This is a genomic window from Niallia taxi (assembly GCF_032818155.1).
GTDB classification, from domain to species: Bacteria; Bacillota; Bacilli; order Bacillales; family Cytobacillaceae; genus Niallia; species Niallia taxi_A.
On record NZ_CP102589.1, the window covers coordinates 3,214,707 to 3,235,645 of the forward strand.

Below are 20,939 nucleotides of genomic sequence, written 5' to 3' on the forward strand. Positions count from 1 at the left end.
GCATCCTCTTTTATGTTTATTCAGACTGTGCTTGGATAATTGCATCTAAATTATTTTTCATGATAGAAATATAGTCAAGCCCGTTCTTTTGATCTTCCTCACTTACTAATTCTAGTGTGTTTAATACGGTCGTTTTCGCACCAATTTCATTTGCAAGTGTCTCTGCAACCTTCGGTGATGCTGCCTCTTCAAAATAGATAACGTTAATATCATGCTCCATAGCGAATGTTCTTAATTCAGCAAGCTTCGCTGCCGTTGGCTCTTGCTCTGGTGACAGCCCTGCAATAGCAATTTGTTCAAGACCATAGTCGTTTGCCAAATATCCGAATGCTGCGTGCTGTGTAATCATTTCCTTTTTCGGGACTAAAGCAAGCTTTTCCTTATACTCACTATCTAGCGCTGAAAGCTCCTTTAAGTACGTCTCACTATTCTTTTGATATTCGTCCTCATGAGTTGGATCTGATTCAATAAGGCTTGCTGTAATTGTCTCGACTTCTTTCATTGCCAAAGCTGGGCTCAGCCAGACATGCGGGTCCATTTCATGACTATGATCATGGTCATGATGCTCTTCCTCTTCTTCTGATCCCTCCATAAGTGTAATTCCCTTGCTGGCTTCCACAAAGACTGTGCCTTCATCCTTTGCTGCAGTCTCGATTGTTGGGACAAAAGTCTCCATATACTCACTGTTGTAAATAAACAAATCTGCATCATGCACCTTTTTTATATCCTTCGGAGTTGGTTCCCAATCATGCGGTTCTGTTGAAGACGGTATTAGTAGCTCCACATCAGCTTGATTCCCTGCAATTTCCTTCGTAAATTCGTACATCGGATAAAAGCTTGTCATAATTTTAAGCTGCTTTTCCCCATCGTTATTTGTTTGAACATTTTGTGCTCCACAGCCTGCCAGCAGTGCTACTGTTGCTGCGAGTACAATGCCCCATTTAGTTCTTTTCATGCTCTGTTCTCCTCCGACATCTACTATCCTTTTATAAATTGTAGTCATTACGATTTAAAACCTAGACCAGCTTTTACGTATACATTGGCAATGGGTCTTGGAATATCTGCCAGTCAACTCTCATTTCTTGATCTGTTAACAGACATTCATCCAGCCCACTCTGGATTGCTTGTTTATCCATATTAAGACCAATAAATACTAATTCTGTTTGCCTGTCCCCCCATGTTTCATCCCAACTATCCTGAACTTCCGGTTCCTCTGCCAGAACTGCCTTCCTCTCCTTATCTGGGAGACAGGCAATCCATTCTCCTGCTCCTTGAATGGACACAGATGAACCGGCTTGGGAAAGCAGACCAATGTTATCATTTCTTGTCGCCAGCCAAAAGAATCCCTTTGCTCTGACTATTACAGATGGCCAATTTTCTAGCCACTTCATAAATCGCTCTGGATGAAATGGTCGTGCTTTTTTGTATACAAAGGAAGAAATGCCATACTCCTCTGTTTCTGGAATATGCTCCTCCTGCAGCTCCTTTATCCAGCCAGCTGCTTGGCTTGCTTCATCTAAGTTAAACACATTTTTATTCCATATATGCTCTGATGAAAGCTTGCTGAATTGCGTTGTATGAATAGCTGCATCTGGATTAAGTCTCTTCAACACCTGCTGTAATTCGAAAACCGATTGCTCTGGTACAAGATCAATCTTATTCAAAATAATGATATTGGCAAACTCAATTTGGTCAATAAGCAGATCTGCTATCTCACGATCATCATGGTCATCTCTTCCGATATGTCTGTCTACTAACGTTTCTCCAGATCCATAATCATGCCAAAATCTATTGGCATCCACCACTGTTATCATTGCATTAATTTTGCAAATAGCCGCTAAATCAATGCCTGTCTCTTCATCCAAATATGTAAACGTCTGTGCGACAGGAACAGGTTCACTAATGCCTGAGGATTCGATTAAAATATGGTCGATTTCTCCATCCTCTGCAAGCTTTTTTACCTCCAATAGCAAATCCTCTCTTAATGTGCAGCAAATGCAGCCATTTTGCATTTCAACAAGCCTTTCATCTGTTCTTTTGAATCCACCTTGCTTAATAAGTTTACCGTCGATATTCACCTCGCTCATATCATTGACGATAACGGCAATCCTTTCACCGTGTTTACTTGTTAATAGATGATTTAACAAGGTCGTTTTTCCTGACCCAAGATAACCACTGAGTACAGTCACTCCTATCCGTTCATTCAAAATTAACTCCTTCTTTCCTTAAAACGTAATTATTACGATTTATATATTATATGTTTAATTTGATCTTTTTTCTTTTTTATATTAATCGTAATCATTACGGTTTGTAAAGAGGTTTTTTATTATAAAGGAAAAACCTTTGCGGAAATACTCCCACAAAGGTTTTAATATTAAGCCATTTCTTCCTGTGCATTTTCTTGGAAAATAACTCTTTCTCGTTTCTTTCCAGATTCATAAATGGCACAAATCATTTTTTGTGTTTTTAATGCATCCTCGCCCGTAATATCAGGTGCTGCTCCTGATTTCAATGACTCATAGAAATTATTGATTTGCTTCACATGGCTTACACCCCAGTATCCCTTTGCTCCATTGTCATAATGGAAGGTTTCCTGTGGATTATTGTCTGCGATGAACTCTCTTCCGTCCATTAACCTGACAGTCGCACGGTCTGCGACCATCTTCGCAATTCCTTGTTCACAATGCAGTTCAATTTCAACAGGTGCATCATATGTGTAGTAGTTAACTGCATGAAAGGCAGATACTACTCCATTTTGGAAAGAGATAACTCCTTCTGCCGAGTCCTCTACTTCAATAATTTCATGGGCACGGTTGCTGATAGTAGCATCCACATATTTAATGTCACTGTCAACGAACCATCTCATTAAGTCCAGCGTATGGATAGCCTGATCGATGATCACGCCGCCGCCTTCTTTTTCCCATGTACCTTTCCAGTCGCTTTTTAAGTAATATTCATCAGAACGGTCCCATGTTACAGACAGTTTACCTGATTTAATTGCCCCAAGCTCCCCATTCACTAGCATGTTTTTAATAAGCTGGGAGCCTGGATTATAGCGATTTTGAAAAATGACTCCTAATGTAGTGCCATTTTCCTTTGCTGTTTCCACCATTTCTCTTGCATCGTCAAATGCAATTGACATCGGCTTTTCTGTCAAAACATGAATCTTTCTTTTTGCTGCTGCAATCGCAACAGGTGCATGCAAATGGTGTGGCAGACAAATGTGGATAACATCAAGCTGCTCACTGTTAAACATTTCCTCATAATCTGTGTATGATGCACAATTATAAATTGCTGCTTTTGCGTCTGCTCTGTCCTTTTTAACATCACATACTGCGACAAGCTGCGCATCCTCTCTTGTTACTATTGATTGAGCATGCATCGGAAAAATATTGCCGCACCCTACGATTCCTACTTTATATGAAGTCATACTTAACATCCTCCTTTATTATGCCCACCACATTTGAGATGGCGCTTCTTCAATAACAACTGACTTAAGTGTTGATACAGCTCTTGCCAGTCCTTCTCGGATAGACATAAGCGGATCCTCATGTTCAATGCTGACAACATAGTCATAGCCATATGTTCGCAATGCACTCATCATATCAGACCATTCAGATGCACTGTGTCCGCAGCCTACTGACCGGAAAGTCCATGCTCTTGTTTGGACATTGCCGTATGGCTGCATATCTGTTAAACCATACATATTGGCATTATCCTGGTCTATATACGTATCCTTTGCATGAAAATGATGAATGGCATTAGCCTTTGCTAATATTTTTATTGCTCCAACGGGATCAATTCCTTGCCACCACAAATGACTTGGATCAAGATTGGCTCCGATCGCGTCATTTGTTTCTTCCCTTAGTTTCAGCAGGGTATATGGTGTGTGAACCAAAAATCCGCCATGCAGCTCAAGACCGATTTTCACCCCATGCTCGCTCGCATATTGGCCAACTTCCTTCCAATATGGAATAAGCTTTTCCTCCCATTGCCATGTTTTCACATCACTGTATTCTGTTGGCCATGGTGTTACAGGCCAATTCGGGAATTTTGCTCCCTCATGATCACCAGCTGTTCCAGAAAAACAATTAACGACAGGCACGTTCATAAGTGAAGCAAGCTTAATCGATTTCATCAATGTTTCGTGTGATTCTAAAGCAAAATCCTTTTCAGGTGAAATCGGGTTTCCATGACAGCTGAATGCACTGATCATCAAGCCCCGCTTCTCTACCTGCTTCAAGTAATCCTGTCTCTTTTCTTCGTTCTCCAGCAAGCCGTCCAAATCACAGTGAGCATTTCCTGGATATCCTCCTGTGCCGATTTCAACAGCCTGAAGGCCAGCTTCTTTCACCGCATCAAGCATTTCCTCGAAATTTTTATCAGAAAACAGAACTGTAAAGACTCCCAGTTTCATAGCTTTTCTCCCCTTTCAAACGTCAATAATCTATTTGTTAATTTTCGCAATTTGCTTCGTTTCGTTTGATTTGATTGCACCTAATATAACCTCAAGCGATTTTTTTCCCTCTGTACCTGTGATTAAAGGCTCTGTGTCAGACACGATGGAAGATACAAAGTGATCAATGACACCTGTTGCATTTTGGCCGCCAGCATCATTTGATTGGATTTTGCCAAGCTCATAGTTTACTATTTCGCCTGTCGCATATTGTACAATCAATGAATATTGCGGATGATCCTCTAGCCTAAGAATCGCCTTTTCACCATAAATAACCGTTGAGTTATCCTCTTTGCTTGTATAAGCCCAGCTTGCCGCTAATGTTCCAATGACGCCACTTTCTGTTTTAAGAACACATACAGCGTTATCGTCAACATCTGCAAAGTCCTTTGCATTCGTTTCTACAAATGCTCCTACTTCCACGAACTCTTCTCCAAGCACATAGCGAAGCAGGTCTGTTTTATGAACACCTAAGTCTCCCATTGCCCCGATAAATGCTTTCTCCTTTTGGAAGAACCAGCTTTCCTTGCCGTCCACACTCCATTGCTCAGGTCCGCCATGTCCAAATGCAGACCGGAAGCTGTAAATTTTGCCAACTTCTCCAGATTGGATAAGTTCACGCGCTTTTTGATGCGATTTAACGAAGCGCTGGTTATGGCCGATCATTAGTTTCTTTCCGTTCTTTTCTGCTGCCTCAATCATCTGTTCTGCTTCCTCTGATGATGTTGCCATCGGCTTTTCACAAAGAACATGCTTACCTGCATTAAGGGCATCAATAGAAATTGGCGCATGCAGATAGTTCGGTGTACACACACTGACTGCATCTATGTCTTTGTCAGCAAGCAGCTCCTTATAATCTGTATAAGCCTTTGCACTGTACTCTTTGCCGATCTCAAGTGCACGCTCCTCGTTAATATCACAAACAGCAACGATTTCGACTGCCTTATTCCAGCTGTATTCCAGCAAATGTCTATGCTGAGCAATACTGCCGCAGCCTATTACACCGATTTTTAATGTACTCATAATATTTTCCCCCTATTATTGTTTAGTTTGCTGTTGGATTTTCTAACGGCTGACTGTTTCCATACACAGGTCTGTTTCTCGCTACAGGTTTAGCCCATTTCACTGCATTAACGATGACCTGCTGTACGTCTTTATGATGATATGTAGGATATGTTTCATGTCCTGGTCTGAAATAAAATATCTTGCCATTTCCGCGCGTATACGTGCAGCCGCTTCTAAACACTTCTCCGCCTGTAAACCAGCTTGTAAAAATCAGCTCATCTGGAGCAGGAATATCAAAATGCTCGCCATACATCTCTTCTTTTTCTATTTCGATGTATTCACCAATCCCCTCTGCAATTGGATGACTTGGTGCTACAACCCACAGTCTTTCTTTGTCGTCCGCTTCTCTCCACTTCAAATCACAGCTTGTTCCCATCAGCAATTTGAATATTTTAGAGAAATGACCGGAGTGAAGAACAATAAGTCCCATACCATCAAGAACGCGCTGCTGTACCTTTTGTACAATTTCGTCCTTTACTTCTCCATGAGCAATATGGCCCCACCAAATCAAAACCTCTGTATTATTAAGCACTTCATCTGTAAGACCATGCTCCGGCTCATCCAGTGTTGCTGTTTTCGTCTCAAAGCCTGCATTTTTCAAAATACTTTCAATACAGCCGTGTATACCTGTTGGGTAGATTTCCGCTACAGTAGAATTTATTTTTTCATGGCGATTTTCATTCCATATAGTTATCAAGTTAGCCACACTCCAATATCGATTTATGGTATCATTATAAGAAATGAAAGCGATTTAATAAATGCTCAAAACTGGCTTCTTTTTATTCAAATGTGTCATTTATGAAAAAAATAAAAATATATTTTCATATGGAATGATGCCAGTATATTTTGAGTCGGGGGTCTTAACGCATGATTAAAAATACATATGAAGAGCTAGTAAATGAAGTCGTTCACTATGAAAATCCTTTATTATCTTTAAAGGTGTGGGAAATCAATGAAGAACCAGCATACACAGCTGCCATTGAAAAGGAGACATGGCATTTCCATAAAGAAGTTGAATTTCTGGCAATAATAGAGGGGAATTTGGCGATCCAGCACCAGTATCAATCGACTGTAATTGGTGAGGGCGATACCTATATTATGGGTGCGTCCCAACCTCACAGGACATGTAAGCAGTTTGAGGGAAATTTAAGATATATCGTGTTTCAAGTGGATTTATTGAAGCATTTTGACCAAAGCATACTTCCTTATTTGCACTGTTTTTCAGAGGTTACAACACCGCTTCAACATTTGAATTATATATTTAAGCAGAATGACGCAACAAAGCAGCAGGTTTACAACCTCATTATTGAAATTTATATGGAGGCACAAAGAAAGGAAAAGGGGTATGAAATTGCCATCAATGCAGCAATTAAGAAGCTGCTCCTTCTTTTAATTAGAAATGATGAGGAAAACCTCTTAAAATTTGCGGATGCTGATTCCTTCACTCGCCTTAAGCCAGTGCTCGATTATATTGAGGACCATTTAAAGGATAAGCTTTTTGTCGAGGAGGCATGTGCAATCTTAAACTTAAGCTATCATTATTTCATTAAATATTTCAAAAAAAGCATGGGAGTTTCCTTTATTGACTATGTGAATCTAAAAAGAATAAAGAAAGCGGAGCTGCTTTTGTTAACAAGTGAAAAAAGTATTATGGAGATTAGCTTTGATGTTGGTATAAGCAATATTGCACAATTTTATAAGCTTTTTAAACGACATAATCTCTGCTCTCCAAAGGAGTACCGGCTTCGCATGCAGCAAAATGCAGTAGTTTAAAGTACGCCTATGGTGTAACTTAAGAAATTCTTAAGGTTTCCTCTCTATTATTAATACGGCTTATATTTTCGGTGCCGATTTCTAATAGAAGGGAATTTTTTTATGTCATTATCAGTTAGTAATTCTACTGCAGCTTCCTACTTACAATGGGCACAAAAGACTGCATCAGAAGCAGCAGCCTCGACGCAGGACAGCTCCCAGCAATCTTTTCAGGACATGCTTATTTCAAGCAGTCAGGTGAGTAATGTGCCGTCAGCTTACACACTTGCAGGTGTAAACGACACGACAGACTATGCTTCATTAACTACAGACCAGAAGGTTGCTTTTCTTGAGAATATGCAAGCAAAAGCAGCAAATGTTGGAAATGCAACAGATGCTTCACTACCTGAAGGTTTGCAGACTGCTTTCAGTACAATAAATGACCTGCTGTCAGGCTTTACAGTGAACGACAGTTCAGAGGAGGATGTAACAGCCCTATTTAATCAAATCACAAAAGTTTTAGAGGATTCTAAACCAAAGGGAACAGCTATGCCTTTTGGCGCAGTGCCACCGCCAAATTATGCGGAGACATCAGTTACGGACGAAAGCTATTCCGTTGAGCAGATGAGTCAATTTCTTGCTAACCTTATCAGCAGCTTAAATACGGATGAGGATGAGGGAAATTCACTCCTTACAGATTCACTATCTGAAAATACAATAAACCAGCTTTCAAGCCTTGATTTAGAATCAGCAGCAGAAGAGCAGATCACTTCCCTTTTCGCTAGCATTATCGCTGAGCTAGAGGCAGCAAAGCAAGAACAAATCAGTGCAAGTTCTGCAAGCATGAAAGATTCTGAAACAACGGATGAAGCATTCCCAAACAGCATCCAACTATCTGGAACTTCTCTACCACCAATAAATTGGAAGCCAACTAGCAATACTTCCGCTGCCATTAACAGCACATCTTTTTATTAAGCATTACTATAAAGGATGACGGGATTTACCGTCATCCTTTATTACCAGCCATACACAGGTTTTTTTATCCAACAGTTGAAAACCCTCACATTTCTTGCACTAGGTGAATAGCCTAGAGTAAAAAAGTGCGGGACGGTGATACCAGTGAATTTTCCTGACATATTAGCTGGGCCAATTTTGAGAAGAACAGAGAAGAAGGAGATATACTGCTGGATTGCTTTAAGCAAGTTAATCGACACACGGACAGAGATATATAATGTCCAACAAACTGACGATGAGTTCTTCCTTAACTGTGTTAGCAGCAATTGTGAAACAACTATTGCCAGAATAGGAGAAAACCTATTTATCTATTTAATGAAGGCAACACCTAAAGAAGAAGCTTTTCCGACAGAGCAGCTTCTTGGATATAATGTTTTCTTTAGCGATAAATCTATAGAATGGAACTTAGCAGACTATCAATTACTCGACCACCATCATCCAAGCTCCATCGTTTATGGAAATTTGCCTCTTCCGTCCTTTTTCATCACAGAAGCTGAATCTGCCAGCTTTCTTTACGGCTCCTGTCAAAAGCTGCATGGAATTGGTAAGGATGCCCTTACAAAAGGAGACAGCCAGCTTGCAGACTGCTGGTCTGATTTAAAGAAGAGACCATCCTCCCTTTTTCTCTTAGGTGACCAAATCTACGCAGATGATGTTGCCGGCCCAATTACCCCTTTTATACAATTACTTGGTGAAAAGCTGATTGGCAAACAAGACGCATATAAGGAATTACCAATTGTACTTGGACCAGACTATGATATTTCCTTTTCTCAAGTGAATGGCCGTGCAGAAATGATGAAGGAATTATGCTGCTTTACCTCAACAAAAGCAGCCAATCATCTGATTACATTAGGTGAATATGCAGCAATGTACTTGTTAAGCTGGAGTCCGGCTCTTTGGGAAACAGCAAAGGAAGCTAATTCGTTTTTATCATTTGATGAGCTGTTAGCTGAGGATAAATATTATATGGATGAGACGTTAAACACAGACAAAGCATTGGAAACAAGACGAAAAAAATATGAAGAGCAAGCAAATTCACTGGCTCAATTTGCAATTTCTGTTCCAAAAATTCGCAGATTAATGGCAAATCTGCCTGTCTATATGATCTTTGATGATCATGACATAACAGATGATTGGAATATCTCTAATGATTGGATGCAAAAGGTTGGCAATGCGCCGCTCGGCAGGCATGTAATCGCAAATGGATTGACTGCATACTGGGCATTCCAGGGTTGGGGCAATGCTCCTGAAACCTTTTCCGAACGATTTTTGGCTGCCATTCATGCAAGGTTAAAAGGAAGCAGTATCCAATCAAAAGACTATGAATCTTGGCTCTCATCTATGTGGTTATTCTCCAATTGGCATTATACAATACCCTCCACTCCTGTTACGTTAGTTCTTGATACACGGACACAGCGCTTCTATCCTGAGAAAAAACCAAATTTAATTGGTTCCTATCTCAGCAAGCGGACGAAGGGTCCAAACCTTATAAAAAAGGAAGCATGGCAAAAATTAGAAAAAAGCCTTTATGCATCTAACTGGAAAAAAGGAGAGAAGCTGATACTTCTGTCAGCAACCCCCTTATATGGTGTAGATCTTATCGAATCGTTCTTAAAAAGGATTGTTCTGCCAATCTCTAATACAATCCCAAATCTGCAGGAAACAATGGATTTAGAATGGTGGAAATTCAATGGGCGTGGATACCATGAATTTCATAATTGGCTAGCAAAATGGAATCCCTCTGAATGTATCATTCTTTCTGGTGATGCACATATGGCATATGCGCTTCATTCAGAGGTGGAGCATCAATATCATGGCAAAAGAACGATTCATCAATACACGAGCAGTCCCATTAAAAATGAATCCTTTCGCGGACTTGCAAGTGTTGCTTTAAAAGGATCTCTCTTTTTAGGGAATCAGCTTATCAAAAAGAATGTCACACATCGCTATTGTGATTATCATTATCTCCTATGTGAAGGTGAAACAACATCTGATTATATTTGGAAGGAAAAAATCCAGCATGAGACACTGGACAGTGGCTTTATCATTAAAACAAATAATAATCTTGGCCTGCTTGAAGTTTCTCCACCTGGCATTACGAATAAATTCCTGTGATTATTGCCACTGATCGAACAAGGTGACAGGGCTTAAGCGCTTATGCTTTGTCACCACATATCTTGCTTCAATCCGCTCGGCAGATTCACCATCGACTTCTTTACCTTCCAAGTAATCGTCAATCACTTCATAACACAAGCCAAGCGCTGTTTCATCTGGAATTTGCGGCTTATTATCCTCTAAATCCGCTGTCGGTGTTTTTGTATATAAATGTTCTGGACAGCCTAACTCTTTCAAAATTTGCTTGCCTTGCCGCTTGTTTAGCCGATACAGCGGTAAAATATCTGCCGCGCCATCACCGAATTTAGTAAAAAAGCCTGTCACTGCTTCTGCAGCATGATCTGTCCCCACAACAAGACCGTCTGTCGCACCAGCAATATCATACTGAACCTTCATTCTTTCCCTTGCTTTCACATTTCCCTTAAGAAAGTCTGCCTTCTCTCCCCTTTTAATGGGAACAGACGCAAAGCTTGCCTCCACACTTGCTTGAATATTTACTGTTATTACCCTTGATGGCTTAATAAACTGGATAGCATCAAGACAATCCTGTTCATCAAGCTGAATTCCGTATGGCAGCCTTACTGCAATAAACTCATACATTTGTTCTTGCTGCTCCAAGTTCAATTCATTGATAGCAGTCTGACACATAAAACCTGCAAGTGTTGAATCCTGCCCGCCAGACAGTCCCAATACAAGTGCTTTACTTGCCTTATTTCTAGTTAAATACCCCTTTAAAAAATCAACACTTTTTCTAAACTCAATGGCTGGATCTATGTTTGGCTGAACATGAAGCGTTTCAATAATTTCTGCTTGAAGCTGTCTCATCTTTTCCTCTCCCTACTACTCTATTTGTATAGATTGTTCTCCTTAATATATCTGTAGCAAGCGTCAGGCAATAAATACCGTGGCTCTCCCCCCATTGCCAGTTCTTCGCGAATATAGGTGGAGCTTATTTCCATTGCCAATCCTTTATCAAGAAGATGAAAAGTGCTGCCATCATCATTATTCCTCAATATAGGAGAGTGACTGATTGCCTTTAGCATATCAATGCCATCTCTTGCCATAACAATAAACTTATTTTCGGCAATAAGCTCCTCCCCCTTCGCCCATTTCCCCTTCCCAATATCCACTAGCAAATCTGCTCCCATAATGAAATAGACATCATCATTAGGAAAAACTGCTTTAAAGTGCTCAAGCGTATTGTAGGTGTAAATATTCCATGCCTCTTCCTTCATTTCATACTCATCTGCAGTAAACTTCGGATTGTTTTCGATTGCTAACTCAAGCATTTTCCAGCGATGACTATCATCGACATGAAGCTGTTTATCCCGTCGTTTGCTTGAGCACGGCAGAAAAATCACTTTATCCAGCTTACACCTGTGTGCAACAGTGCTTGCTGTCCATAAATGGACATTTGTGACTGGATCAAAGGAAGAGCCATAAATACCAATTTTCCCCATTTTCAATTACCTCCTTCCCATGCTTTTTTCAACTTCTTCTTGGACTTCTTTAATAAGCTTCATTTTGTTATTCCAGCATTCCTCGCTAAGATCGACTGGATATTCCTCTGGATTCAGCATACGTTTATATTCATCCCAAAACAGCTTGAGATTATCTGCTGCATATCTTTGAATCTCTTGGAGAGACGGCTGTTCATAACAGCTCTTTCCATCCTTAATTGCTGTCACATGCAATTCTTTTGCTGTGTAATCTGTGACGAACTTGCTGATATATGTGTGAACAGGATGAAACATTTTCAATCGTTCCTGTGTGACATCCTCACTAGCAAGTGCAAGATAATCTCCTTCCGCATGACCGTTCCCTTTATTAATGATGCGGTACAGCCTTTTTTGACCAGGTGTTGTTACTTTTTCCGGATTAGCTGAGATTTTTATCGTATCGGCCATTTCTCCATTTTCTTCTTCAATACTGACAAGCTTGTAAACACCACCAAGTGCCGCTTGGTCATATGCGGTAATCAGCTTTGTGCCAATACCCCACACATCAATTCTCGCACCCTCTGCTTTTACATTCATAATCGTATATTCATCCAGGTCATTGGACGCAATTATCTCTGTATTTGTAAAGCCTGCCTCATCGAGCATTTGTCTTGCTCTTTTTGATAAATACGCAAGATCACCACTGTCCAGTCTTATCGCCTTAAAGTTGATGCGACCCGCAAATTCCTTAGCAACCTTGATTGCATTTGGCACCCCTGAGCGTAAAGTATCATAAGTATCGACTAAAAAAACACAATCCTTATGGCTGCTTGCATAGCTCTTGAATGCTTTATACTCATCGCGATATGCTTGCACAAGAGCATGGGCATGTGTACCTGCAATCGGAATATCAAAGAGCTTCCCTGCTCTTACATTACTGGTTGCAGAAAAACCGCCGATATAAGCTGCTCTTGTTCCCCACAATGCAGCATCCAGTTCATGTGCCCTTCTCGTCCCGAATTCCATTGCCGTGTTTTCACCAATTACCATTTTGATACGAGAAGCCTTTGTGGCAATCAAGGTTTGATAGTTTACAATATTGAGGAGAATTGTTTCTAACAGCTGTGCTTCTGCTAATGTTGCCTCAACCCTCAGCAGTGGTTCATTGGCAAACACGATTTCTCCCTCTCTCACACAATGAATGTCACCAGTAAAGCGAATTTCACTCAGATAGCTCAAGAACTCTTCTGAATAGCCAACCTCTCGCAAATACTCAATATCTGTTTTTGAAAAATGAAAGCTCTCGATTATGTCCATAACCCGCTCAAGTCCTGCAAAAACCGCATATCCATTTCCGAAGGGAAGCTTGCGAAAATACATTTCAAACACAGCCTTCCGTTCATGAACATTGTCCTTCCAGTACGTTTCTACCATATTAATCTGATATAAGTCTGTGTGCAGCATTAAGCTGTCATCTGAATATCTCATTATTCATCCGCTCCATTTCTCTGAATGATTTTCGCTCCTAAAACTGTCTTAAAGTGCTCGATTGCCCATTCATGTCCCTTTAGTGAAAAGGAGGCTACCGCATCCTTATATATGACGAGACTAAAGCCTTTATTATATGCATCTACTGCAGTATGAAGCACACATATATCTGTGCATAAGCCGACAAGATGAAGCTCCGTGATACCTCTTTCTCTTAACTTCAACTCCAAATCTGTCCCTGTAAAAGCTGAGTATCTTGTTTTGTCTAAATAATAAATATGATTGAGCTGGTTATTTCTTTCATAAACCTCCCGCAAACTGCCGAATAAACTTCTGCCTGCTGTGTTCCTAATATTATGGGGTGGAAATAATGTATGCTCTGGATGATGTGTATCCCCCGCTTCATGCACATCCACGGCAAAAACCGTATAATCACCATTACGGATAAATTTCTCTGTAATAGATGTAACTTCTTTTTCTATTATTTCCCCCATCTCACCACAGGATAATCTTCCATCAATTGAAGCAAAATCAACAGTATAGTCAATATTTATTAACGCCTTATTCACCATTTATTATTCCTCCCTATTTAAAATATTGTGGGTATTTATTTTGTTATTTGTAATTATTAAATTTCAAATTACTATAGTTAAAAAGAAGGAGGAAAGCTTTTTCTTTCCCTTCTTTTATATACATTAATGATAAATGGATTCAATAATTTCATAATCATTAAAAACATATAGCTGTGATGGTCTAAATGAATTTCTTTTCGTCTTTTTAGGTGACCCGTCTACATCGGTTGCTTTTTCAATAAATGGAAGCTTTGGTGCCTTTGTGAAAAAGACCGAATCATTCGAAATCCTTGGATCTTCTCCAACTGTCAGCAGCACCCGCTGCAGCTCTGACAGTGTAAATTCCTTTGGCAGGAAGCTTTTAGCTGCAGTAGTCGTAATCATGTCCCGCTTTATAAAGCGCAGTCCATCTTTAATGATTTCTTGATGATCAAAAGCCAAGTTTAAAGCTGGTATCTCCTCTACAGCAAACAACTCCACTTCTGCTGCATCATCATTAGCCTGACGCTTTTTAATATCTTCTTCTGGAACGATTGCATAAAAAGCATTTGATATCATCCAGCCCCTTGGATCTCGTTTAAAATTGTCATATACGCCAAAATGCATTATATGCAAACCATCCACATTTGTTTCTTCCTTTAATTCTCTTTTTGCTGCCATTAAAGCAGTTTCTTCCTTTAGTGCATCAACAAATCCCCCAGGAAGAGCCCATTTTCCACCCTCAATATTTGGATTTCCTTCTTGGTCAGTTTCAGCCCGCTTTATAAGCAATAGCTTCAGTGTCATGGATGGTGGTGCTTTTTCCTCTGTTTTTTCTGAAACAATCGTGAAAATGGCAATATCAGCAGTATAACCGTCAGGCGTTCGGTATTTTGTTGAATCATAATTTGCCAGTGCTTCTTTTTCTGTTTTATATTTCATGCTAAACCCTCTTATCATGTAGTAATTTGTAATTCGTTAATTACTTGTTATTTACAATATACCTCCTTTTCCTTCCAATTGCAAGCCCAAAAAATATTAAATTTCCAGATTATAAAATGAAAGACTCCTATCAAACAACCCCTATAATATTGAAGTGTTAACAAATAAAGCATTTTCATTTCAATTATTTTGACAATAATATTTTTTTTCAAATTAAGTGCTTCAATTTTCCCTCGTCAATGCCGAAATAAATCTTAATAAGATTGCAATCTCACTATAATTGGCTTTGATTGCTTTCTTGAAACTAAACTTAAGGAGAAAGCAGCAATGAAAAAAATAAACATCACATGGAATTTAAGGGCAAAGCTTTACACAGCATTTGCTATTATTCTTTTAATTCCAACAATAGCAGTGGGCCTCCTTTCCTATAACAGTGCTAAAAATGAACTAGAAAACAGTTTATTAAAAAGCGCTGAGGAAAATGTTAAACTGCTTAATTCAAACATAGACAATACGCTTTCCCCAAAGGTGCATGATGCAGGATTTTTTAGTGATTTACTGACTGCAGACATGTTTACAGAAGGAGACAATAATTCACAAGGAGTCCAAAAGCTCACCCAATATATCGGATTACATCCAGAAGCACAATCCATTTATATCGGTACAACAGATGGACGAATGATTTCATATCCTAAAACAGACCTTTCAAGCGATTATGACCCAAGAGAAAGACCTTGGTATCAAGCGGGAATGGATAGTAATGATGTAGTTGTTACAAGTCCTTATAAAGATTCAAGCACAGGAGATATGGTTGTTACTGTCACGAAAAAGCTGAAAGACGGAAGTGGCGTATTGGCAATTGATATCAATATAAAAAGACTTGCAGAGACAGCGAGTAATGTTAATATCGGTGAAGATGGATATGCCCTGCTCCTTGATGCACAGCAGCTATTTATCGTGAATCCAAAAGGAGAAGCTGGTGCGAAGGCTGAACAAAGCTATTATAAGGAGCTTTACAAAGCAAACAACGGGATCATCAACTATACCACTGATGGCAATGAAAGTGTTATGTATTACACGACAAATAAACTGACAGGCTGGAAAATAGCTGGAACTATGTCTTCTTCAGAAACAGAAGAAGCAGCTTCACCAATTTTAAACACTACCTTCCTTGTGATTGCTGTAGCAGTAGTTATTGGTGCAGCAATTGTCATGGTGATAGTAAGATCGATTGTCATCAGAGTGAGAGCACTCCAAAAAACAGCACAGAAAATCAGCAGTGGTGATTTAACAGAAGATATTAAAACAAATTCAAATGATGAAATTGGCAAGCTTGCTTTATCCTTCATTGACATGCAGACAAGCTTAAGAAGTTTGTTAGGAACTGTTGAGCATAACGCCGTTCAAGTGGCTGCTTCAGCCGAACAGCTTAATGCAAGTGCTGTGCAGACAAGTGAAGCAACAGAACAAGTGGCAGAAGCTATTCAAGAGGTTGCATCAAGCGCTGAAAAACAAACGTCAGGAATGGAAGAAAATATTTTAGCATTAAACAGAATTTCGGCAGGGACTGCTTCCATTTCTGAAAGCACTACTGCTGTTTCCAATTTGACGAGAGAAACAACTGAAAAAGCGGAAACAGGCGGCCGTTCTGTTAAGCTGACTGTTGACCAAATGAATCTTATACATGCATCTGTGCTTGATTCGAATGCAGTCATTCACTCCTTGTATGACCGCTCTAAAGAAATCGGGACTATTTTAAATGTTATTACAGCTATTTCAGAACAGACAAATCTTCTAGCATTAAATGCAGCAATTGAAGCTGCAAGAGCAGGCGAATCTGGCAAAGGTTTTGCCGTTGTTGCAGAAGAAGTCCGAAAACTCGCTGAACAATCACAAAGCTCAGCAAGTCAAATTTCAGATTTGATTAAGGCCATCCAGCAGGACACAGAAAGCACTGTTCAAAAAATGGCTACTGTCGTTGACAACGTTCAAAGTGGACTGTCTGTATCGGAGGATGCTATTGAAAAGTTTGGTGATATCCTTTCCAGCATGAAGGAAATCTCACCAAAAATGGCTGATGTATCTAACACAATTAAAGAAATGCTTGTAGTCGTTAAGGACGTAGAAGAAACAGCTTTTGATGTTGCAGATATTGCGAAAAGCAATGCAGCTTCATCAGAAGAGGTCGCTGCATCGACAGAAGAACAACTTGCAGCAATGGAGGAGATTTCCTCTTCGTCCCATACACTCTCAGTTATGGCAGATGAGCTACACGCCATTATTAAAAAATATAAATATTAACAACAAAGCCGCCGCAGATTTGTTTTAAATCTGCGGCGGCTTTTCACTATCATTATTTTTCTGCAAGCGGAAGTCTAATTTCAATAGTCGTTCCTTGATTAACAGCACTTTCAATATGAAGATGACCTTTATGCTGTTCAATAATTTTGAATATCACCATATAGCCTAATCCTGTTCCCGTATCCTTTGTCGTATAAAATGGAAGTCCGAGTTTTTTGATTTGCGCAGGGGTCATACCGATGCCATTATCCTCAATTTGAATAATCGCTTCCTTTTCCTCTGTCACATCTGTAAGAATTTTAATCGTTCCCCCATATGGCATTGCTTCCACACTGTTTTTAAAAACGTTCATGAAAACTTGCTTTAATTGGTTTTCATCACATTGGACTAGTATGCTATTCTCGTTATAATTTCTTTCCATTAAGATATTGTTCATATTGGCACTTGCCTGGAATAAGGAAACTGTTTCATCCATAATCTTCTGCAAGTCTTGTTTAACAAAGTGAACAGCATGCGGCTTAGAAAGAATCAAAAATTCCCCTACAATAAAATTAATTCGTTTTAACTCAGACATGATAAGGTCATAATGAGCTTTTTTATTGAAGTCATTTTCTAAATACTGAATGAATCCTTGTATCGTAGTGAGCGGATTGCGGATTTCATGCGCTACACTTGCAGCCATCTGTCCGACAGCAGTCAGCTTTTCTGAATTCAACAAAAGCTGTTCTGTTTTCTTGCGATCAGTAAAATCCCTGAATTGAGCAAATGCACCCACTAGCGTCCCGTTGTTCAAAAAGATTGGAAAGCAATCAAGCAAGAAAATAAGGGTCTCATTATCCTTTTCTCTCGTAAAGGAAATTTCAATATCTGTATAAGGTCTTTTCGTGTTAAGTACATTCTGCAAATATTCTCCAAAATACTTTAAATCCAAAATGCTCGCACCGATAATATCCTCTTTTTTCCATCCTGTTATATGTTCTGCAAATGCATTGAAATCAAGCAGCCTACCACTTTGAGCAGCAACTAATATCCCGTTTCTCGTCGTATCCATGATAATCTTGTTCAAAATATTTAACTCATGGTTTTGCCTAATTAAATCAATTTCCCTTTCAATCGTTTGATTCACAGTGGACAAGAGCGTCAGCATCAGAGGGCTTGCATGTTCAAGCTCTGTCATAATCGAGATTGTCCCAATAACCTTATCCTCCGTCCAGTCCATAATAGGCACTGCATAACAGGCTTTCGTATGGAGATGTGTATGATAATGCTGAAACCCTACTATTTCAACGCTTTTTTTATGCTTTAACGATAAAGAAATGGCATCAATGCCACAATCCTCTTCTTTAAAGCGCACTCCTTCTGCAATCCCGATTATTTCTGCATTCCGCATGCTCTGTTCATGACCAAGATTCCTCAGCAAATATCCCTCTGCATCACAGACAGAAGCGATAATTGGCATCTCCTTTAAAGAATCGAGGAATTTATCGAGAAAATACACAACGACATCCAAAATTTCCTGGTACTCCATATGCTTTTGAAGTAATTCCTCTTTATTCAGCCTCTCCGAAAAAACTGTCATCGCAGTTGGATTTAGTCCATTTTCCAGGCACTTTTGTTTAAGTGATTTAAAATCAATAGATGCTTTCTCCATAAAATTGCTCCCGTTTCGTTACATATATAATGAGTATTAATGTTTTATTAAGATTAAAATAATGAAAGGCGTTACTGCTATTTGCGTCGAATTATATCATAACAAAAAATTCATCCTTTTAGAGGAATAATTGTTTATAACAATAATTATGTATTAACATTTCTTTGTTCTATGAAAATATATATTACCATAAGAACAGGACTATTTATCATAATTGTTTACTATTATTAAAGAGAATACACTTTTCATTTAGGAGGTCCAAGATGATTGATAACTCTACAATCCTGATTATCGGCGGTGATCAACGCCAGCTTCAAGTGATTGATAAGCTTGCTAAAACAGCTGGAAAGATTATTTTGACAGGCTTTGATCAAATACAGCTGGAATATGCTAATGTCATCAAACAACGGATATCTGAAGTTGATTTCAGCAGTGTGGACAGAATCCTTTTGCCTATCCCTGGCATTGCAACTAATGGAAAAGCAGAATCAAAGTTTTCTAGTGAGGAAATTGTTTTGACAGAAAATATGTTTCGGCAGACAAAAGAGGATTGCAAGATTTATTCAGGCATCATTACCCCATTTCTCGAATACATAAAAAAAACAACAGGACGTAGCATCATCTCCATCTTTTCACGAGATGATGTCGCTATTTTGAACTCCATCCCCACTGCTGAAGGTACTTTAAAGATTGCCATAGAAGAAACAGACTATACGATACATGGTTCCAATGTAGTAGTATTAGGCTTTGGCAGGGTTGGCATGACCGTTGCCCGTCTTTTTGCAGCTGTCGGCGCCATTGTCAGTGTTGCCGTCAGAGAAACAGCTGACAAAGCAAGAGTACAGGAAATGGGCTTAAAGCCAATTTTGTTTAATACCTTATCTGAAGAGATAGCTACTCAAAACATTTGTATTAATACCGTTCCCTTTCATGTTGTCACAAAAGAGCTGATTGATGCCATGTCAGCACAAGCTTTCATTATTGATCTTGCCTCAAAGCCTGGTGGAACAGATTTCGCTTATGCAGAGGAAAAAGGAATAAAGGCCATTCATGCTCTCGGTCTGCCAGCTAAGGTTGCACCGACAACAGCAGGTGAAATAATCGCCGATATTGTCCTCGAATAGCCTCTGATTATGCTTAAAATGAGAAAAAGGGGCAGCTGCCCCTTTATTTGTATTAATATGGTCCCCTAATACTGTTTTTCACTTTTTGTTGATAAAACTCCTGCAGCCTTGTTTTTTCGGCCTGTGAAAAGGATTTTTCTTGCAATGCCACTAAGTTACCCATAACTTGCTGCTCATTTTTGAAGCCTGGGATTATACATGATACCTCTTCATGGTCAAGTATCCATCTTAAAGAAGCTGATGCCATGGATTGGCGACCTTCTGCAATCCAGCGAAGCTCTTCTGCTAGCTCCACTCCCTTTGAAAAACCAAGGCCAGCAAATGTCTCTCCAATATTAAAAGACTCTCCATTTTCATTAAATGCACGATGATCGTCCTGTTCAAAACGATGCCCTTCCGTAAACTTCCCTGTTAACAGCCCGCTCGCAAGCGGCAAACGCACCAAAATCCCTGTGCCTTTCCGCTTTGCTTCTGGCAAAAGTGTTTCTAATGGCTTTTGACGGAAAATATTAAAGATGACTTGCAGTGCATCAACGCCCTCATGATTGAGACATACTAAACCTTCTTCCACTGTTTCTACACTGACGCCATAGTGCTTAATTTTCCCTTCCTTTTTCAGACGGTCAAGGACTTCAAAAACACTGCCATCCTGAAGAACTTCAAGCGGCGGACAATGAATCTGATATAAGTCGATAGCCTCTCTGTTCAAGCGCTTCAAGCTATTTTCGCAAAAGGTCTGAACATTTTCATATGTGTAAGTGTCAGCTGAATGAATATCTCCGCTCCGGCAAAATTTTGTCGCAATATGAATGTCTTCTTCCTTACCCTTCGTCGCCATCGCAAGCAGTTCTTCACTATGCCCATTTCCATAGACATCAGCTGTATCAAAGAAGTTCACACCTTCCCCTATTGCCCGATCAAGCGATTTAAGTGCTTCAGCATCATTTGTTTTCCCCCAAGAGCCTCCAATCGCCCAAGTCCCAAAACTTACTTCACTTACCTTTAGACCTGTTTTCCCCAGATGTCTATACTTCATTATTC

18 protein-coding genes are annotated in these 20,939 nt (G+C 39.6%); 5 read left to right on the top strand and 13 right to left on the bottom strand.

The annotated features are described in order from the left end of the window. Positions 1-16: 16 nt before the first annotated feature. From NQZ71_RS16190 to NQZ71_RS16215, 6 genes are all read right to left on the bottom strand, one after another. Complete coding sequence (locus NQZ71_RS16190) at positions 17-955, bottom strand: metal ABC transporter substrate-binding protein (RefSeq protein WP_317010983.1); 939 nt, start codon at positions 953-955, stop codon at positions 17-19. Between the two features lie 73 nt (positions 956-1,028). After that, positions 1,029-2,207 (bottom strand): GTP-binding protein, encoded by a 1,179-nt coding sequence (locus tag NQZ71_RS16195; protein ID WP_317010984.1) that lies wholly within the window; start codon positions 2,205-2,207, stop codon positions 1,029-1,031. 167 nt (positions 2,208-2,374) lie between these two features. Further along, on the bottom strand, positions 2,375-3,430 hold the full coding sequence (locus NQZ71_RS16200; protein ID WP_144452226.1) for a Gfo/Idh/MocA family protein: 1,056 nt from the start codon (positions 3,428-3,430) through the stop codon (positions 2,375-2,377). 18 nt (positions 3,431-3,448) lie between these two features. Beyond that, positions 3,449-4,417 carry a sugar phosphate isomerase/epimerase family protein gene (locus NQZ71_RS16205; protein WP_144452225.1) on the bottom strand — a complete coding sequence of 323 codons (969 nt, stop codon included), beginning with the start codon at positions 4,415-4,417 and terminating at the stop codon, positions 3,449-3,451. 30 nt (positions 4,418-4,447) lie between these two features. Beyond that, entirely contained in the window at positions 4,448-5,479 is a 1,032-nt protein-coding gene (locus NQZ71_RS16210) for a Gfo/Idh/MocA family protein (protein ID WP_144452224.1), read from the bottom strand. 22 nt (positions 5,480-5,501) lie between these two features. Further along, positions 5,502-6,218 carry a ThuA domain-containing protein gene (locus tag NQZ71_RS16215; RefSeq protein ID WP_375545191.1) on the bottom strand — a complete coding sequence of 239 codons (717 nt, stop codon included), beginning with the start codon at positions 6,216-6,218 and terminating at the stop codon, positions 5,502-5,504. 170 nt (positions 6,219-6,388) lie between these two features. On the opposite strand from NQZ71_RS16215, the gene NQZ71_RS16220 reads away from it, so the two are divergent. The 3 genes from NQZ71_RS16220 to NQZ71_RS16230 all read left to right on the top strand — a co-directional run bounded on the left by NQZ71_RS16220 (position 6,389) and on the right by NQZ71_RS16230 (position 10,402). Further along, a complete protein-coding gene (locus NQZ71_RS16220) occupies positions 6,389-7,294 on the top strand; it encodes a helix-turn-helix domain-containing protein (protein ID WP_317010986.1) in 906 nt (301 codons plus the stop codon). Between the two features lie 102 nt (positions 7,295-7,396). Beyond that, positions 7,397-8,248 carry a hypothetical protein gene (locus tag NQZ71_RS16225; protein ID WP_317010987.1) on the top strand — a complete coding sequence of 284 codons (852 nt, stop codon included), beginning with the start codon at positions 7,397-7,399 and terminating at the stop codon, positions 8,246-8,248. A gap of 177 nt (positions 8,249-8,425) precedes the next feature. Beyond that, on the top strand, positions 8,426-10,402 hold the full coding sequence (locus NQZ71_RS16230) for a metallophosphoesterase family protein (protein WP_317010988.1): 1,977 nt from the start codon (positions 8,426-8,428) through the stop codon (positions 10,400-10,402). Here the strand turns inward: NQZ71_RS16230 and nadE are convergent, their stop codons facing one another. From nadE to NQZ71_RS16255, 5 genes are all read right to left on the bottom strand, one after another. After that, positions 10,403-11,227 carry an ammonia-dependent NAD(+) synthetase gene (gene nadE, locus NQZ71_RS16235; protein WP_260053668.1) on the bottom strand — a complete coding sequence of 275 codons (825 nt, stop codon included), beginning with the start codon at positions 11,225-11,227 and terminating at the stop codon, positions 10,403-10,405. Between the two features lie 20 nt (positions 11,228-11,247). Beyond that, positions 11,248-11,862 (bottom strand): nicotinate (nicotinamide) nucleotide adenylyltransferase, encoded by a 615-nt coding sequence (gene nadD, locus NQZ71_RS16240; protein ID WP_144452218.1) that lies wholly within the window; start codon positions 11,860-11,862, stop codon positions 11,248-11,250. Between the two features lie 6 nt (positions 11,863-11,868). After that, on the bottom strand, positions 11,869-13,329 hold the full coding sequence (locus NQZ71_RS16245; protein WP_144452217.1) for a nicotinate phosphoribosyltransferase: 1,461 nt from the start codon (positions 13,327-13,329) through the stop codon (positions 11,869-11,871). Then, positions 13,329-13,898, bottom strand: a complete 570-nt coding sequence (locus NQZ71_RS16250) for a cysteine hydrolase family protein (protein ID WP_144452527.1) — start codon at positions 13,896-13,898, stop codon at positions 13,329-13,331. Before NQZ71_RS16250 ends, NQZ71_RS16245 begins: the two co-directional genes overlap by 1 nt. 126 nt (positions 13,899-14,024) lie before the next feature. Continuing rightward, a complete protein-coding gene (locus NQZ71_RS16255) occupies positions 14,025-14,822 on the bottom strand; it encodes an NUDIX domain-containing protein (RefSeq protein ID WP_317010990.1) in 798 nt (265 codons plus the stop codon). 327 nt (positions 14,823-15,149) lie between these two features. Here NQZ71_RS16255 and NQZ71_RS16260 point away from each other — a divergent pair, with 327 nt between their 5' ends. Then, positions 15,150-17,123 (top strand): methyl-accepting chemotaxis protein, encoded by a 1,974-nt coding sequence (locus NQZ71_RS16260; RefSeq protein ID WP_317010991.1) that lies wholly within the window; start codon positions 15,150-15,152, stop codon positions 17,121-17,123. Positions 17,124-17,175: 52 nt separating this feature from the next. On the opposite strand, the gene NQZ71_RS16265 is transcribed toward NQZ71_RS16260, so the two are convergent. Further along, a complete protein-coding gene (locus tag NQZ71_RS16265; protein WP_144452214.1) occupies positions 17,176-18,774 on the bottom strand; it encodes an ATP-binding protein in 1,599 nt (532 codons plus the stop codon). Positions 18,775-19,037: 263 nt separating this feature from the next. On the opposite strand from NQZ71_RS16265, the gene dpaA reads away from it, so the two are divergent. Further along, positions 19,038-19,898 carry a dipicolinic acid synthetase subunit A gene (dpaA, locus tag NQZ71_RS16270; RefSeq protein WP_144452213.1) on the top strand — a complete coding sequence of 287 codons (861 nt, stop codon included), beginning with the start codon at positions 19,038-19,040 and terminating at the stop codon, positions 19,896-19,898. A gap of 52 nt (positions 19,899-19,950) precedes the next feature. Here the strand turns inward: dpaA and NQZ71_RS16275 are convergent, their stop codons facing one another. Continuing rightward, on the bottom strand, positions 19,951-20,934 hold the full coding sequence (locus NQZ71_RS16275; RefSeq protein WP_275004659.1) for an aldo/keto reductase: 984 nt from the start codon (positions 20,932-20,934) through the stop codon (positions 19,951-19,953). Positions 20,935-20,939: the final 5 nt, after the last annotated feature.